The 16,673-nt window shown below is 43.4% G+C and carries 17 protein-coding genes and 2 pseudogenes; 9 read left to right on the top strand and 10 right to left on the bottom strand.

What is annotated here, in order from left to right:
- Positions 1-97: 97 nt before the first annotated feature.
- On the bottom strand, positions 98-247 hold the full coding sequence (locus tag F6K51_RS16525; protein WP_158069737.1) for a hypothetical protein: 150 nt from the start codon (positions 245-247) through the stop codon (positions 98-100).
- A 598-nt stretch (positions 248-845) separates the two neighbouring features.
- The gene (gene map / locus F6K51_RS16520; protein ID WP_293021889.1) at positions 846-1,673 is read right to left on the bottom strand and encodes a type I methionyl aminopeptidase; all 828 of its coding nucleotides are present in this window, start codon (positions 1,671-1,673) and stop codon (positions 846-848) included.
- A gap of 252 nt (positions 1,674-1,925) precedes the next feature.
- Here map and F6K51_RS16515 point away from each other — a divergent pair, with 252 nt between their 5' ends.
- The gene (locus F6K51_RS16515) at positions 1,926-2,378 is read left to right on the top strand and encodes a helix-turn-helix domain-containing protein (RefSeq protein ID WP_293021888.1); all 453 of its coding nucleotides are present in this window, start codon (positions 1,926-1,928) and stop codon (positions 2,376-2,378) included.
- An 18-nt stretch (positions 2,379-2,396) separates the two neighbouring features.
- Here the strand turns inward: F6K51_RS16515 and F6K51_RS16510 are convergent, their stop codons facing one another.
- Complete coding sequence (locus F6K51_RS16510) at positions 2,397-3,038, bottom strand: hypothetical protein (protein ID WP_293021887.1); 642 nt, start codon at positions 3,036-3,038, stop codon at positions 2,397-2,399.
- Between the two features lie 192 nt (positions 3,039-3,230).
- On the opposite strand from F6K51_RS16510, the gene F6K51_RS16505 reads away from it, so the two are divergent.
- Both F6K51_RS16505 and F6K51_RS16500 read left to right on the top strand, forming a co-directional pair.
- Positions 3,231-4,457 carry a sulfite exporter TauE/SafE family protein gene (locus F6K51_RS16505; RefSeq protein WP_293021885.1) on the top strand — a complete coding sequence of 409 codons (1,227 nt, stop codon included), beginning with the start codon at positions 3,231-3,233 and terminating at the stop codon, positions 4,455-4,457.
- A gap of 151 nt (positions 4,458-4,608) precedes the next feature.
- On the top strand, positions 4,609-5,049 hold the full coding sequence (locus F6K51_RS16500) for a hypothetical protein (RefSeq protein ID WP_293021883.1): 441 nt from the start codon (positions 4,609-4,611) through the stop codon (positions 5,047-5,049).
- Positions 5,050-5,118: 69 nt separating this feature from the next.
- On the opposite strand, the gene F6K51_RS16495 is transcribed toward F6K51_RS16500, so the two are convergent.
- The 3 genes from F6K51_RS16495 to upp all read right to left on the bottom strand — a co-directional run bounded on the left by F6K51_RS16495 (position 5,119) and on the right by upp (position 6,782).
- A complete protein-coding gene (locus tag F6K51_RS16495; RefSeq protein ID WP_293021881.1) occupies positions 5,119-5,367 on the bottom strand; it encodes a YggT family protein in 249 nt (82 codons plus the stop codon).
- A 128-nt stretch (positions 5,368-5,495) separates the two neighbouring features.
- Entirely contained in the window at positions 5,496-5,831 is a 336-nt protein-coding gene (locus F6K51_RS16490) for a hypothetical protein (RefSeq protein WP_293021879.1), read from the bottom strand.
- Between the two features lie 300 nt (positions 5,832-6,131).
- A complete protein-coding gene (gene upp, locus F6K51_RS16485) occupies positions 6,132-6,782 on the bottom strand; it encodes a uracil phosphoribosyltransferase (RefSeq protein ID WP_071104472.1) in 651 nt (216 codons plus the stop codon).
- 126 nt (positions 6,783-6,908) lie between these two features.
- On the opposite strand from upp, the gene F6K51_RS16480 reads away from it, so the two are divergent.
- Positions 6,909-7,076 (top strand): hypothetical protein, encoded by a 168-nt coding sequence (locus tag F6K51_RS16480; RefSeq protein WP_293021876.1) that lies wholly within the window; start codon positions 6,909-6,911, stop codon positions 7,074-7,076.
- 386 nt (positions 7,077-7,462) lie between these two features.
- Positions 7,463-9,013, top strand: a complete 1,551-nt coding sequence (gene crtH, locus F6K51_RS16475) for a carotenoid isomerase (RefSeq protein WP_293021875.1) — start codon at positions 7,463-7,465, stop codon at positions 9,011-9,013.
- A gap of 27 nt (positions 9,014-9,040) precedes the next feature.
- On the opposite strand, the gene F6K51_RS16470 is transcribed toward crtH, so the two are convergent.
- Together F6K51_RS16470 and F6K51_RS38465 are read right to left on the bottom strand one after the other, a co-directional pair.
- Positions 9,041-9,163: a hypothetical protein gene (locus F6K51_RS16470; protein WP_293021874.1), complete on the bottom strand. Its 123-nt coding sequence runs from the start codon at positions 9,161-9,163 to the stop codon at positions 9,041-9,043.
- A 456-nt stretch (positions 9,164-9,619) separates the two neighbouring features.
- Positions 9,620-9,856, bottom strand: a pseudogene (locus F6K51_RS38465) (TIGR03985 family CRISPR-associated protein); the annotation flags it as partial.
- Between the two features lie 515 nt (positions 9,857-10,371).
- On the opposite strand from F6K51_RS38465, the pseudogene F6K51_RS16465 reads away from it, so the two are divergent.
- Both F6K51_RS16465 and F6K51_RS16460 read left to right on the top strand, forming a co-directional pair.
- Positions 10,372-10,554, top strand: a pseudogene (locus tag F6K51_RS16465) (IS1 family transposase); the annotation flags it as partial.
- A gap of 1,077 nt (positions 10,555-11,631) precedes the next feature.
- Positions 11,632-12,033 carry an Hsp20/alpha crystallin family protein gene (locus F6K51_RS16460; protein WP_293021873.1) on the top strand — a complete coding sequence of 134 codons (402 nt, stop codon included), beginning with the start codon at positions 11,632-11,634 and terminating at the stop codon, positions 12,031-12,033.
- Between the two features lie 77 nt (positions 12,034-12,110).
- Here the strand turns inward: F6K51_RS16460 and F6K51_RS16455 are convergent, their stop codons facing one another.
- Positions 12,111-12,407, bottom strand: coding sequence for a DUF2470 domain-containing protein (locus F6K51_RS16455; RefSeq protein WP_293021872.1), 297 nt, complete (start codon positions 12,405-12,407; stop codon positions 12,111-12,113).
- A 989-nt stretch (positions 12,408-13,396) separates the two neighbouring features.
- Here F6K51_RS16455 and F6K51_RS16450 point away from each other — a divergent pair.
- On the top strand, positions 13,397-14,587 hold the full coding sequence (locus F6K51_RS16450; protein WP_293021870.1) for a HetZ-related protein 2: 1,191 nt from the start codon (positions 13,397-13,399) through the stop codon (positions 14,585-14,587).
- Positions 14,588-15,188: 601 nt separating this feature from the next.
- Here the strand turns inward: F6K51_RS16450 and F6K51_RS16445 are convergent.
- Positions 15,189-15,653 (bottom strand): CAAD domain-containing protein, encoded by a 465-nt coding sequence (locus F6K51_RS16445; protein ID WP_293021868.1) that lies wholly within the window; start codon positions 15,651-15,653, stop codon positions 15,189-15,191.
- Between the two features lie 273 nt (positions 15,654-15,926).
- Here F6K51_RS16445 and rpe point away from each other — a divergent pair, with 273 nt between their 5' ends.
- Complete coding sequence (gene rpe, locus F6K51_RS16440) at positions 15,927-16,634, top strand: ribulose-phosphate 3-epimerase (RefSeq protein ID WP_293021866.1); 708 nt, start codon at positions 15,927-15,929, stop codon at positions 16,632-16,634.
- The last annotated feature ends 39 nt before the right edge of the window (positions 16,635-16,673 follow it).

Raw genomic sequence — 16,673 nt, 5'->3', positions numbered from 1 at the left:
AGCTGGCTGTTGGCTTTGAGCAAATTTATCCCGTGGGTTTTGTTATTGATTGACTAGTAAATTTACTAGTAATCCTTCCGGATATCAATCCCATCAATCAGAAGAAATAAATGGTAGATGCACCCTGATAATTACCCCTAGGCTCAACGGTTTGGGGGTTTTCTTTTGAAACAGCTGTCGAATCCCTATCAAAGCTAATAGTTACCAGAGATATTCCGGCAATTTTTTCGACTATTTTATTGGTCATAGTTCCGGAGAATAGTGAAGTAACTAAGAAGAAAGAAATTAGATGCCACCTGATCAACACCCCTGAGATCTGATCGGGAGTTTTTTAGCAGTAGATCAATTGCGATCTATGTCACTAGTTACTAGAAGCACCGTCTAAGAGTGTTTTTCACCCATTTACCTTTCTGAGTGCGGTTCCGATGTTGATGCTCTCACCGCCTAGAGCAAACTTCCTTATTATAAGGCTACATTGATGGGATTGACCGTAGATCACGCTACGCTATCGATGATTACTCAGAAAAGAGTGAGTGCCAACTAAATTCGCGCGTTAATCGTTTTTAATCCCAGCTCTGACGAGACTGGGTTTTAAAACTTCGCGCTTACTTGTGATCAAGTATCCCAGGTGTTAACAGCCAGAAATTTGGTAGTTTTTAGAATTAGTCCCAACCCAATATATCATAACCTTATCTGGTAACCAATAGCTATGGCTTGGGAGAAAATGGTACACCTAGACTATTTACCCTGGAGTAGGAGACGCTCTTCTATTTAATAGATCGACTACCCACTGATAAGTTCCATGTGCCAGCAAGTCCTTCACTAGTTCATAAGTAAGGCTATAGTTAGACCTTGGTACGGTCAGTCAAAATTTCGTAGCCATCAGTTGTTACCAAAACCGTATGTTCAAACTGAGCGGATAGAGAATTATCGACCGTAACGACTGTCCAACGGTCAGATAGGGTGCGTGTGAACTTAGTACCAGCATTCAAAATTGGCTCAATCGCCAGAGTCATCCCAGCACGGAGCTTGACATTCGGCAATTCGCGGGTGCGGAAGTTGAACACTGAGGGGTCTTCGTGTAGATTTCGCCCCACACCGTGACCCGTATAATCCTCCACTATACTATAGCCATAAGTTTGGGCATGGTCTTCAATCGCACCAGCAATGTCTAGCAAGTACTTCCCTGCTTTCACCTGTTCGATGCCCTTGTAGAGAGATTCATTTGCCACCCGAATTAATTGACTCGCTTCTGGTTTCACCTCCTCAATCGGAATAGTAATGCATGAGTCTCCGTGAAATCCCTGATAGAAGGCACCTGTATCCACTTTCAACACATCACCACTGCAAATTACTTTCTTAGGACTAGGAATACCATGAACTACTTCGTGATTCAGGCAGGTGCAGATCGACCCAGGAAAGCCGTAGTAGCCTTTGAAACTTGGGGTTGCTCCCATCTGACGGATCCGCTTTTCGGCATAGGCATCTAAATCCGCTGTGCTCATTCCTGGCTCAACCATCTCAGAAATTTCTTTGAGTACTGTTGCCACAATAGTTGCCGCCTGCCGCATGATCTCAATTTCACGCTCAGATTTGATTTCAATCCGTCGGCGTTTTTTCTTGGCACGGGAGGGATTAGTGGCACCGGAAAGCAGGTTACTTAGAATGTTCATTTGATAATTATTAGTTAATTAAGAATTATTAAAGAATTATTATATCTTTCGATTTTATTTCTATTTTCGGTTCCTAGCTCTATTGAGTAAAAATTCTTAGCAGGATGGTTTCCAACACTTCACTAAGAAGAGGATAAATCCTTTATTTCAATAAAGAGCTATTCCAGTTAACCACAACTTGACATTAATGGTCGATTTTATTTATACTACAGATATCGGAATAGTTAATAAAACAAGGTTTAAAGTTAACTGATGAATAAGTGCGTTTGTACTACTGAAGCAGCATCTCTGTTAGGAATATCATCAAGACGGTTGAGACAACTCCTCCAAGACGGTCGCGTCCGGGGTGCCTATAAAAGCGGTAAATTCTGGATTATTCCTCTGTTCAACCATTTACCGCAAATTATCAAGGCCAGCCGTGGACCGATTGGCACATGGAGTAAAAGTCGTCCTCCGGCTCTAGCTAAGATCAATGTCAATCGCAATCGCATTGGCACCAACAAAACTAAACCTCCCGAAGAGCGTCAGCCAGTGATTTCGGTAAAACGAAGCGGCAACAATCTATACGGCAATCAGGTAGAAATTCTTGGCCCGTGTCGGATTGTGTATCAACCGGATAACCCTCTTGATTGTGGTGCTCGTCTGTGGATTGAAACCTTTAGTGATATTCACTTTATCGGTGGGAGTTTTCCGGCCACTGCCTAGTAGAGGGTGGGGTTATATTTACCTTTTTCCTGTTGCCTTTTTCCATAACAATACACTCGCAATACCTAGGATGACTAAGGCAAAAATCCCTACGGGCAACCACCACTGTAATAGTTGAGGCTCTGATGGTGCCGTATCCTCTTCTGAGAAGGATTCTGACTGCTGGTTAAATCCAGGTTCAGTGGCAGGACTTGGCACAGTTGCAGTTTTTTTCCCAGGAGTGACTGTAACGTCGTACTTGATCTCAAATGGCTTAAAACTAGCTCCTGATTTAGGAGTACCGCTTAAAACTAACTCATAGACTCCCGCTTTAGGAAAGACTAGATCAGCTCCAGGAATACCTTGATATTGTTCGGCTGATATAGCTTTCAGCTGTGGCTCAAGGATGGGGGAACTCCCTAACTCTGATGAGGATTTAGAGTAAACGGCTAGTTGACAGTCACATTGCTCTAGGGGAATGAGTTGGCCCCCTTGGCGAGTAAGGGCAAACCACGCTAGAGCAGGTTCTCTAGCGCGAGGATTGTGATTGGGTTCAATGTGGAAGGTAGCACCGACATCAGCAGAGGTTTTAATGTTGTGAGAAATTATCGGAAAATACTGCTGAGTTGTGAGTGCTGAGTTTTCAGTAGAGGAAATGTTTGATGGCAGTTGAATGGTCATGGGGGTTAACTCTTAATGCTAAAATTTATTCAAAGATGCTCTTACCTCCTAACCATAAAATGCCGGAGATACAGAGGATATAGAAGATCACACATGAATCTTTTCATGACAACTTGCTATAAGTTCACAATAAGCATGAATGGCTGATGATAATATTTACCATAGTCTATAGGTAAGGAACATAAGCACGGAATGGTTTTAGATTTGCTGCTGGTCATGACCCTAGGGTTTCTGGGGAGTTTTGGTCACTGTGTGGCGATGTGTGGACCTCTGGCAGTGGCGTTTTCCCTATCTCAGCAGCAGGAAAAGTCCCCCAAGTGGCTGCATCAGCTGGGTTTTCATAGTCTACTGAACCTAGGACGAACAATTAGTTATGCTCTCGTCGGAGCTGGACTTGGGGGTATGGGTTCAGTCTTGATTGCCAGTGGTCAGTTGGCTGGGATTGGCAGTGGATTGCGCCAAGCCATGGCAATTCTGACTGGTTTAATGCTTATTTGGTTTGGCTGTGTGCAGCTTAAACCCGATTGGATTCCCCGTCTGCCCCTATTACACCCCCTATCTAAAGGGATTGGGCATCAACGGCTGACGGTCGCGATGACTAAATTGTCTGGGGAATCTCAGTGGTGGACACCAGCCCTTTTAGGAGGAGTCTGGGGTTTGATGCCTTGTGGATTCCTGTATGCTGCTCAGATTAAAGCAGCGGAAATGGGGAATCTGTGGTGGGGAGCAGCAACAATGCTGGCCTTTGGACTGGGAACGATGCCCATGATGCTAGGAGTGGGTGTATCTGCATCTAGACTCAGTGTTAGCAAGCGCAGCCAACTGTTTCGCCTAGGAGGCTGGGTTACCCTCACCATTGGTATTTTAACCCTTCTGCGTACCGATGCTATGGTGGATTACACCGGTCATGGGGCGCTGCTGTTACTGATGTTATCTTTGATTGCTCGTCCGATTAGTCGTTTGTGGGCTGGGCTGTTACGCTATCGTCGGGCTTTAGGAGTGGGGGCATTTGTGTTGGCGATCGCTCATACATTTTTTAGGCTAGACCATGCCTTGAACTGGAAGTTAGATGCCATGGGCTTTATGTTACCGCAGCATAAGTGGGGTCTGTTAGCAGGAATTTTAGCGCTTGTGTTGATTACCCCAGCTGCCCTCACGAGTTTTGACCGCTTACAGAAGGGTTTGGGCAAGCTTTGGCGACGGATTCATTTATTGAGTATCCCTGCTTTAGTCCTAGCTGCAATTCATACCGTGATGATTGGTTCGAGCTACCTTGGACAGTTAGCTTGGACTGGAAACCACCAACTCAGAGCTGTGAGTTTGGGAATAATTACCTTAGGAGTTTTGCTAGTGCGATCGCGTATTGTTTGGTCAGGGTTATCCCTAGAAAAGTTCTACCTTCCCCCCAAATCTTGGTAATGGTCACTGATTCTAAACTGAGCTTTGGACCCATCCACTTCAGTATTATCTATTCAGTATTACCTATAGTTAGCGATATTTTCTCTGCTCCAAGCTAAACCTATCCAATTTAGATGTAAAGTAGCTATAAGGTTATTTTTTGGTTGGCTTTATGGGATTTCGAAATTGGTTAACGGCTACAGCAGTAGCTTGTCTGATTTGGGTGATCAGCTCGGCATTTGCGCCCCCTGCTTTTGCTAAGATCCCCATTAAACTCTTAGACTTGCATTCCCAGGAGTGTCCCTCAGAAATCGGGCAAGGCACGGTGACCGTTGGTGGGGGTTCGGCGAGGCAGGCTAGTTGCTATCTGATCAAGGGTAAAGCCAAGAATACCAAGAAAATAAACGTATTTGATGCTGATGTTTTTGGTCGTATCTACGATGCCAATGGCAATAATACCTTCCAAAACCGGGGTCGCGTGGGATCAATTGATGAAGTGCCACCAGGCATCAGTGATTTTGAAATCCGGGTTACAGTTCCTGCTAATGTAAAAACGCCTCTCAAGCTTAAGAAGTTTAAGGCATCCGGTTTTAAGCACAAAATCGGTCGGTGATTAGCTTAAAGGGGGATTAAGCCCACGCTGACGCTTCCCTTTCAGACGTGGGGCTTCTCCCCGTTTAAGCTAAAACAGCCCACCTAAAAATTCTAGAAGCAAAATCGCGAGTATGGGGGAAACATCTATACCTCCAAGGGGTGGAATGAAGGAACGGAAAATATTCAGGTAAGGGTCAGTAATGGGACTTAACACAGAAGTTATCTGATTCGCCCAATCCATTGTTTGAAACCAAGTTAACACAACTCGGACAATTAATAGATAGAAATAGATTTTGATAAAGCTCTGGAGAGTGCTAGTCAACAGTTCTGTAGCCATAGATTTATAAGCTTTCTTAGTAAGTTTGTGTGAGTGTTATGCCTTGATGTTAAGTTTAACGAATTTGATCAACCTGTGCCTGAATACCAAGTCAGTAAAGCTAAAACATACCTACAACATAATTTTTTTCACGGCTCAAGCACCCGTTCATGTGTATTTGCCTCAGCTGTACCTTTCACTGTGCTGACTTGTTGACGTACATCGTCAATTGCTGAATTCAGCTGGGCAATTTTGTCTTCCAAACTCTGACGTGCCGCTTCAATGCTTGCTTCTGCCTTTAGTTCGCGCCTTCTCGCCCTAATTGCCTTAGGGTCTGAGCGCTCAGAATTTAACATAGACCGATCTTCCTCATCGTTTTGATTACTTTTGCCAGCAGTAACCAAAGCGCCGATTAATCCACCTATCAATCCCCCGACTACTGCTCCAGTCAGGAATCCACTTGCAAAACCATCTTGCTGACTCATGTTGCTCTGTTGCCCTTGATTTTCAAAATGCAGCTTTTATCCAGATTAACCCATCAAGTTTGAGAGGATCTTGCTGATTAGACAAGGGGTTTGCTACCAGCCCATAATTAATTGTATCGTATCGCAAGGCTTTTAGACAAAGCTTTGAAAGCCCGGTCTGGTGAGGGAGCGGAGAGTGTGAAGTTTGGCACCGTGATCAGCCAGTCTAGGTAGAGGTGTTGCCTGGAACACCTCTACTATCAGTTAGTTGGATTTGCTGTCTAAGTTGCTCAGGGTAATAGGGGTTATTTGCTGCTCAGGTCAAGTTCCAAAAGCGCGATCGCCTGCATCACCCAAGCCTGGTACGATATATCCCTTAGCATTGACTTCCTCATCAATCATGCCAGTGTAGATGGTCAAACTAGGATAATCTGCCCCCAACTTTTGTAAGGCTGGTGGTGCTGCTACCACGCTAATAATCCGTGTTAAGTCTGGTGTTGCTCCTCGTTTTTTAAGTTCTGACATTGCCAACATCATTGTGCCACCAGTAGCCAGCATTGGGTCGAGAACTAGGACTCGTGTATTTGGGTCAAACTGATTCGGTAAGGTATTCAGGTAAAAACTGGCTTGTAAGGTTTCCTCATTTCTGACCAGACCAAGGTGATAAACCGATGCCAAGGGCAGCAAAGTTTGGGCTCCATCTAAGAGCGCTAGTCCAGCCCGCAAAATTGGCACAACTACTATGGGCACTTCTGGGTTAACCATAGTTACCTTGCACGGAGCTAGGGGAGTTTGCACTGTTAGTTCTTCATTCGGCAACCAATCCCGCATTGCTTCATAGGTCAACCAGCGTCCCAACTCGGTCATAGCGCTTTTGAACAATGGAGGTGGTGTCGAGGCATCACGGGCAACCCCTAGCCAGTGCTTAACTAGGGGATGGGGTGGAACATAGACACGTAGTTGGAGAGTCATAACAGGTCGTAACTATAAGAATTAGTGAGAAACAAATTAGGTAGTGTCAGAGGAATTGGGCAGCAGGGTTTTTGGGAATAACCACAAGTTTTGATCTAGTCGATGATAGTTTCAAGTTTTACATTGATGAATACAGTATTAACTAGTGTTTGCTTGATTCAAGCAAACCCTAAACAAGTTGTCAAAATACAGACAGCACTCAAAGGGTTTGGGCATGCTTTTAACTATGCCAATAATACTGTCAAGTGGTCAATTACAAGCAAAAACACCATAGAGACTCAGATCTACACCTGAGGGGGTGTGTGGTGTGGCGGGGGCGCGGGGTGTAATGATTGCCTTAGTTCCCAAAAAGTTTTCCCTACAGGTTCGCCGACACCCAGTAAGGGTAACAAGGCTGCTTGTTACCCTCCCCGGTGGGATGGTTAGCTAACACTCCTCCCACTCCCGGCACTCCCGACACTCCCCTTTTCGGGAAAATGCTTTTCAATATGTTGACATTTTTTTTCAACAAGACTATAGTAGTAATAAGTGTTCTCCTCTCATTAAGGATAGGCGGGTGGGACCGGTACGCAGCAGCAGGCTGGTGCCCACTTTTTTTTTTGCATTAGTAATGAACTCTTATATCAACAAGAAACGCTAAACTCAGATCCATCAGTTAATATATTTAAATTGCTAATTCCATGACTGCTGGATCCCAACCTTGCCCATCAAGCAATCAATCCCATACCATTTCCAATCAATCGGTATTTGATACTATTGTTATTGGCTCTGGTATTGGGGGGCTAGTCACCGCAACTCAGTTGGCAGCGAAGGGAGCGAGTGTGCTGGTGCTAGAAAGCTATATCATTCCTGGTGGTAGTTCGGGTTACTTTGAGCGAGAGGGGTATCGCTTTGATGTTGGAGCATCAATGATTTTTGGGTTTGGCACAAAGGGGACAACCAATCTACTTACCCGAGCCCTTGAGGCTGTCAATGTCAGTCTCGAAACAATTCCAGATCCAGTACAGATTCACTATCATCTCCCTGGTGATCTAGAGCTCAAAGTCCACCGAGACTATGAGAATTTTTTGCAAGAACTTACTGCTCACTTCCCTGACCAACGCCAAGGAATTCGCAAATTTTACGATGAATGCTGGAAGGTCTTTAATTGCCTGAATGCCATGGACTTACTGTCCTTGGAAGAAATTCGCTATTTGACCAGGGTATTTTTCCAGCATCCCTTGGCTTGTTTGGGTTTAGTAAAGTACCTGCCCCAAAATGTGGGAGACATTGCTCGCAAGTATATTAGCGACCTCCAGTTGCTGAAATTTATAGACATGGAATGTTATTGCTGGTCTGTGGTACCTGCTGACAAAACACCGATGATTAATGCTGGGATGGTGTTTTCTGACCGACATTACGGTGGGATTAATTATCCGGTAGGAGGTGTAGGAAAAATCGCCCAAAAACTAGTGGAGGGATTGGAGAAAGCTGGAGGTCAGATTCTTTATAAAGCTCGAGTCGGGAAAATTCTGCTGGAAAAGGGCAAGGCAGTGGGTGTCCAGCTAGTCAATGGTAAAGAGTATCGAGCAAAACGAATTGTTTCCAATGCTACCCGTTGGGATACATTTGAGAAATTAGTCCCAGCTGACCAGATGCCAGCAGTTGAGCGGAAATGGCAACAGCGTTATCAGAAATCACCGGGTTTTTTGAGTTTACATTTAGGGGTAAAGGCAGATGTTTTACCACCTGGTACAGAGTGTCACCATATTGTCCTAGAAGACTGGGGAAAAATGGAGGATGCGGAGGGGACTATTTTTGTTTCGATTCCTACCTTGCTTGATCCCAATTTAGCCCCAGAAGGCTATCATGTTTTCCACACGTTTACCCCTAGCTGGATGGAAGATTGGCAAGGATTATCCCCTCGTGAGTACGAAAATAAGAAGGAAGAGGCAGCTGGATGCTTAATTGAGCGACTAGAAACGATTTTTCCTGGCTTAGATGCTGGATTGGATTACATGGAGGTGGGCACACCACGCAGTCATCGACGATTTTTGAACCGTATGGATGGAACCTATGGGCCAATTCCCCGCCGCAAGTTAATGGGATTGTTGGGAATGCCGTTTAATCGGACTGCGATTCCAGGGCTTTATTGTGTTGGGGATAGCACTTTTCCAGGGCAGGGTTTAAATGCAGTAGCGTTTTCGGGATTTGCTTGTGCTCACCGTATTGCTGTGGATTTGGGATTCTAGGTAGAATGCTTCTTAGGGAACAGCGGATCACCGGAATAGGGAACAGCGGATCACCGGAATAGGCAATAGGCAAGCTAGCAATAGGCAATAGGGAACAGGCAATAGGCAAGCTAGCAATAGGCAATAGGGAAAAAATCCTGTGTACGTCATTAATATGAGAATCGCTATAAAGTAAGTATTCAAACGCAAATTAGATCACACTCGCCACACTTCCCACACCTCCCTCTGTTTCCCTATTCCCTATTCCCACCGGCGGAGGGCAATAACTTCTAGTTGAGAAATTAATCTGGCCAATTCCTGGGTCAAAAAATCCGAACGTTTTTCCTGATAAACTTTGAGTAAGCTCTGATAAAACCAAAGGGTGCCCTCTTTACCACCTGTAAACTTTTGCCAAACTTGTTCCCCTTCTCTGTGGCAATCAGCAAGAAGTGAACGAATATTGTGGAGTTTATCAGCTAAAGCTTTAGCATATTGATAGCTATCGAGTTTATCAAAGGTGGGATTACGGAAGGATTTTTAGATGTAGTGTTGGGCAAAATTTGCATCAAAACGGAGGAGCATTAAACGGGATTTTTCATAGAAATCAAAGCCATAAGCAGAGTGTAATTATTGTTGAATATAATCAGTACTGTATTTTTCGGTATGGTTAATAATTTCTGATTTTGACCAAGGGAAATTGGGAGTATCCCAAGACAATTTTTTGAATTCGGTTATTCGTTCTAAACGGTAGTTATACCATCCCAAGGGCGGTTGGTTTTCAGTTCGCTCAGGTCTTTGACCAAAGGCACAGAGGTAATAAGCCCGATGATAATAGTAAAGACAAACTGGGTAAACAGTGTATTGTTTTTTTTTATTTAACTAAGCACTGTTATAGATATTTTTGATAGGTGATTTAGTAGCAATCTTCCAAATTTAGGTAGTGATAAATAAGTAGTGATGCAACATTAAATTTTTAAATAAGGCATTTTGTTTTGAAAAAATATAGGAATTTGACTATCAATTAATTAGGTATACTTATCTAAGTAATCAGAAATAATGATTAAATAATCTTTAGAAAACTGCTAAATTTTTATTATTAACAAAAATGTTAGTGATCAATACACCATCATAACAATGAATACAGTCTCAGATTTAATAACGCGACCCAATTGCCCTTACTGCAACTGTGAGCGAACAGTTAAAAAGCGATGCAGCAAGGGAACAGGGGGTTTCCCCCGGAGACAAAACCTTAGATAGTGGAGCCTTTATAGTTAGCAGGTTATGCAGAAAAGGGTTAAATATTTTTTAATAAGGCGACCCTATCTTACGGTAAATTCAAACCATGAGCGACTGCATCAAGAACAGTAAGACCAAAGAAACGTCACAAACCAGTAGCAAAAAAAACTGGTAAAACTAATCATATTGAAAAATTAAATAATACTTTAAGACAAAGGATTAGTCGTCTGGTAAGAAAAACTTTGTCATTTTCAAAAAAAATAGAAAATCACTTAGGAGCTATTTGGAATTTTATTCATCACTATAATAAGTGTTTGTCGGGTTGATTAGGCTATCACTACTTGTGTATCACTACCGCTTACGCAACGAGAATTTCCAGATCTCTCATATCATGATCGGGATAATTACCCTTAATAAAAATCTCCCCATCTCCCCATATTCCCCTCCTGGGAGGGGTTAGGGGTGGGTATCACCCTCCCTCTAATTATGGGTATTCAACCTGACTTGATATCAAATCCACCAAGGATAACACGGCAAATAATTGAGCAATGTTTCGGGCTTGTTGACAATCAACCGGTCGATTATAGATTTTTGATACTATTGTAGATTTTTTTTATGTAACTGTTGATACAAATTACGAGGCGTTTACCCTGGAATCTCAACCCTAGTTGCTCCTCAAGTAGCGTGACCTACGGTCAATCGCGTAGCGTGGCCGTAGGCCAATCCCGCAGCGACCCTTTTGGAGCATCGCATTTCTCTAGTTTTCTCTGCCAGAGACAAGTGACAGGATCCCTGATTTTAGGCATTTGTGGAAATTTGTGACTATTTCATTGAGCGCTTCTCATATTAATGAGATACACAGTATTTTTGGCGTATTCCCTATGGCGTATTCCCTATGGCGTATTGTCTCCTGAGCCGAAGTTCCCTGATCCCAAGTTGCTTATTCCCTGTCTTGATGCATAAATAGCTAATTAGGCCATGATAGAGTGTTTAATCAAGGCTCTAAGTATTAAAAATATTAAATTAGTATTAAAAATATTAAACAAGTTTGTCAAAGGGTCCAGCAGTTTTTATAAGATTTAGTTATAATAGGATTATTAGAAATAAATACTCATAATTAGATCTCAAAAAATAGATAGATCTCAAAAATAGATAGATCTCAAAAAAGTAGATCTCAAAAGAGTAACATCTGCTCACCGCAGCCCAAACAGTAAAATCAGATACTAAAGTAAGGACCCCGCTTGTGCATAGACGGGGCTTCCAAACATCCTAAGATTTTCTGTGAATCAATTCCTGCCAGTCTGGAACTTTCTTCTATCTAGAGTGTGGCTAGTTGGGCAACAATAAACTGGGCGGAAATTAGAGGTGAAGGTAAAAAAACTGGATAGTTGGAGATAACCATAATGGCTATTACTCGTTCGGAACATCTGCCAGATCTAGAAAGTGTGCATCGGGAACTCAACCGCCGACTCACCCATTTCATGAATAGCGACGAGGGAGGATTTCCAGGGATGACGTTTATGCCCTATGCAGAGATCGAGGAAACTCCTAAAGCCGTTTACCTGAGACTAGAAATTCCAGGCATGGAAGCCAAAGACCTTGATGTTGAACTCACGGAAGACTCTGTTTGCATCAGTGGCGAGCGCCAGTCAGCAGCTAGGACTAAAGCAATAGGTATGGTACGCTCGGAACTACGCTATGGGAAATTCAAACGGGTTATTCCAATACCAGCCAAGATTAACAGAAATCAGGTTGAAGCTGAATATCATAACGGCATGCTCAAACTCACCCTGCCTAAAGGGTAAGCTTGAATCTTCAACCTTTTCTAAGGTGAAAGTTGGTGACCTGAGGGGGTGACAACAAGGCGCTTCATTGCTGCTTGTCACCCCTTCAGGTTGGTTACTGACTGCCTTGCCTGTTTGATCATGTCAATTAAGGTGTAGTGAGCATCTTCAGAATCTTTAAGTTCATGATCAAACCTGATGCGCACAGTGGAAGACTCCCCCTTGACTTTTGTGATTATATTCATGCCTTGAGCATCAATCGAAACCATTTCTGCTTCTTCTGTATCCGGGGAATTGCCGAAAGTCTGAGCATACAGTGCCACAGCATCAGCATGATCATCGTTCATGTGCTTACAAATGCGATCGCTTACCTCAGGAGAAAATGGGTCAGACATGCTTAATCAAGAAATATAGTTATCAAAACATCTTTATCAAGATATCAGGTTTCCCCTCTCAAAACAGTCAGGACTTACCCAGCTGAAAGGAAAAATTAAGGTTTTAGCCAATAGGTAACCGCCAACGGCGAACGGGGATATCAGAATTACAGACGTTTGATAGGTCTGGGTGGATATACTGTCTATGGGGAACTCCTGATTTACCTATTAGCAGTTGACTAGCTTGGAGGATAGAATTCATAGGCACAGCGGTAATTCCAACCTGTGTAAAATTCCCAGGGTGCCTGTTTCAGCATCAAGTTAGCTGATCTGATGGGCGTTTTCTGATATATTCAATATTAGGTATGAGCATTTCCTCTGATTCAAGAAGGTATGTTAAATAGTAATCCCTAAGGTCAAGAGCTACCGGGATATCGGGTGTACTCAGCTAAATCGTCAGGGTTAGATTATCAGGGTAGACGAATCAGTGAAACACCCAGGGTAAACCCATCTAATTTTTTCAATCCTATATATAGTGTTTTTCAAATTAAATAAACACTATATGTATAAAAATAATTGTCAATAAGCACAATAAGGCTAGGTTTATTGAGAACTACCCCCGCTTACCCAACAAGATGCGTTTACCCTGGTGAAACACCTTTAAACTAAAAGCTTGATAAATACTTATGAAGATACTGTGACGGTATATCAATTGGCTGCTATCAGCATAATTCATATCATTCTCAGTGATATCTAAATAGTGGTGCTTACCCTAGTTTACGAAGCTAAAACTTGCTGGATGTCCCAGAAGTCTATTTAGGGCTTGTGATCTAGAACACATCTAAAAGAGGATCTAGATCTCCAGACAGGCGTGCTATCTATCATCCTACTGGTGTGACTTTCGTAAGCGTAGTTATGGGAGTTTGATCACTTCCAATACCTAGAAATTAGTGGTCAAATAGAAAGCAGTCACTACCCACTTCGAGTGAGTAGAAACAGGGAGGGTTGTCATGCAAACTTTAAAACAGGGATCCAAGGAGTGCAATGTCATGGCAAAGTTGGCGGATAAACTGGAAAGAGAATGGCAGTCGCGCTTGTTGAGTGACTGTCCCAACCAAAATCCAGCCACCAGCTCCAGTATTGTACAGTGGTTAATTGGAGAAGATAAAGAGGGGTTTGACACTCTCACTCAGAGCAAACTGGTAATCGCTGTCCAAGCAATGGAGTATCGTTACAGAATTTTGCAACAGCGTTACTTGGGCGTGCCACCAGAACGTTGCTATCGCAATTTGACCACCCGCTTAGCTAGTCTAGTTACCTTACGCAATAAAATCCGCACTTGGGTGTCCCTAAGTCGCGATCGCCAAAGGGCTGTGGTGGATGTTCTCCAAGAAGTGATTCAGGAATTATTAAATAGCGATCGCTATATCCAAAAGCAAATTGCCTGGATTAGACAATGTACCAAGGAAGAACCGCTGCGCAATGCTTTATTATTAACTACTCTTGAAGAGTATTGTCTGCGCCCGATTCGCAACCAGCCCTTAGTTGTCTATCGGTTTGTCAACTTTCTGCGTCGGTCTCAACGTGGCGGTATGACCCATGTGCCAGAAGGAGACATGGTACGTTTAGTGTCAGAGTCAATCAACCCGGAAGGGGAAACCGATGCCCCAGTAAGTCTATTGGATAACCAAGCCATTACTAATTATCAACATAAGCAGGCTTGGGAAGACAAACAAAGCCTAAGGATGTCCGTATCTAAGGAATTTGAGGCTTACTTAGAGAAAAACTTAGGGTCTGAGGCGGCCCAATGGCTGCGACTTTACTTGCAAGGTCAATCTCAAGAGGCGATCGCTCGTCGCCTAAATTGGCCGATCAAGAAGGTCTATCGTCTACGGGAAAAAATTAGCTACCATGCCATTCGTGTCTTTTCCATCAATGGGGTAAAAGGCCAGCCAGACTTAGTAGCCAGTTGGCTGGAAACATCCTACACTGAGCACAGGTTTGGACTAACCCCAAGGCAATGGCAAGAATATCAGCAAAAACTGACCCCTGAACAACAGCAGTTGCTGGATAAGATGAAAGCTGGTCATACCTTCGAAGCGATCGCTAACGATCTTAACTGGAGAACTAACCAGGTGATGGGTGAATGGAACAAACTCTATCTAGCAGCTCAAGCCCTGCGCAGTGCTTCGGCAAGTTGAGGTTTGAATTTTATTATCCAATCAATCGCGCTAATTATTGATCAATAAGTGATAGGTATTAATTAGTATAGCTACAAGGAGCTACAGCAAAAAAACACTAATTTACTGTCATCAAAAAAAAATGGGTCTGAAACCCCGTCCTTCTAGGACGGCTTTGTGCTATAATTTCATAAAACGCAATGAAGGGAAAAGGAAGGGTGAAACTCCCAGCAGTGGGACGCGTTGGTTAAATGGTAGTTACTCGAAATGGGGACTCGGTCTAAGACTCCAATTCCAGCCCAATGCCACGCAAGAGTCTTTTCGGAAAGCGAATCAAAGTACTTCAAAAAAAAAGTAGACTCAATGACATTTCTGTCGGAGAGAGTAGAGGCAATTGGCACCGCCAAGTGGACTATCAACCCCATGTTGGTAGTTGTTACGAGCAATGCCCCAAAAGGGTACCTCCTCTAAATAATCCTCGCGCCTTTAGGCCGGGGAGTGTCAAACTAATTTAGTCAAACTAATTTACTGGAATAGGGCATGGAAAGCAATTGAGACAATTGTCCATGCCCTATTTTTTATACTCCTCACCTGACAAGGGCTAATGCCACCAAACTAGATATCACTTTTTAGCTATAAACTGACCTTTAAGGGATTGAATCTCCCCTGATAATTCTTGGCGTGTTTCGACTTTGAGTAGATAACGAGCTACAAACCAGATGGTATAGCCAATACCCACTAATTCAAACAACGGTGCCATCAGGGGAATATCGTTAATTGCATCCAGCACCGCCAACGTGACCTTAACAGTAATGAACCCAGCCAGCAAAAGACCAACGGTAAGCAAGGGTTTTTGGTAATTGCTAACAAATCCGCCGATATATTCCGGCAATTGTGACAAAATTTCTGTAAGAGTTTGCAACCATTCCTGCCACGGTTGGGTCAGTCCTGGCTCAGGAGCAGTGAGTTTGGCTATAGCACCAGGTTTGTCAACTTTGAGGTCTACTTTCAGCTGTTTTTCATCCTCCAGGGTAGTTTCATTGGTGCTGCTCTGAGTATATGCAGATGCTTGGGGATTTGACGCCATATTTCCTCCAAAATTCTATTAAAGCAGGATATTCTATCGTTTGAGCAAGGCAGCTGCATAAAATTACAGACTGACTAACTGTTGCCCATGTTATCAAAAGTTCCATCATGACCTGCTAGGGGTGAGCATCCGTAGGTATGGGCTGATTTATAGCCCACTGGTCACGAGACCAGTGGTCACTAAGTAGGTCAGCACCACAACAACTCGTTAGGGAAAATCTAAAGATTTTGTTAAAATACTAAAAAATAAGCTTCCAGGAGAACACCTCCAATCATGAGCAACACCCTATCCCAAAAGCAAGTTGTTATTGCCCCTTCTATCCTGTCAGCTGATTTTAGCCGACTGGGAGAAGAAATTAAGGCTGTGGATGCCGCAGGGGCTGATTGGATTCATGTTGATGTAATGGATGGTAGATTTGTCCCTAACATCACCATTGGTCCTCTAGTTGTTAAAGCCATTCGCCCGATTACCCAAAAGCCACTGGATGTCCACTTGATGATTGTGGAACCAGAAAAGTATGTCGCAGACTTTGCTAAGGCAGGGGCTGATATTATATCCGTTCATGCTGAACACAACGCTTCACCCCATCTGCACCGAACTCTCTGTCAGATTAAAGAATTGGGTAAGCAAGCAGGTGTTGTACTTAACCCCTCCTCATCCTTGGATTTAATTGAGTACGTCCTAGAAGTCTGTGACTTGATCCTGATTATGAGCGTCAATCCTGGCTTTGGTGGTCAAAGCTTTATCAAAGAAGTTGTGCCAAAAATCCGCAAACTGCGTCAGATGTGTGATGAGCGTGGTCTTTCTCCCTGGATTGAAGTTGATGGGGGACTCAAGGTGAACAATACCTGGGAAGTGCTAGAAGCCGGAGCGAATGCGATTGTGGCTGGCTCAGCTGTATTCAAGGCACCAGATTACGCAGAGGCCATTAGCGGTATTCGTAACAGCAAGCGTCCTGAACCCCAGTTAGTAACTGCTTAATCAGAACTATCCCCATTAGGCCAATCTTAATCAGAGGTC

Source organism: Moorena sp. SIO3I8, from assembly GCF_010692325.1.
Lineage (GTDB): Bacteria > Cyanobacteriota > Cyanobacteriia > Cyanobacteriales > Coleofasciculaceae > Moorena.
The sequence above is the reverse complement of the archived record's forward strand: the minus strand, read 5'-3'. Positions and strand labels throughout refer to the sequence as shown.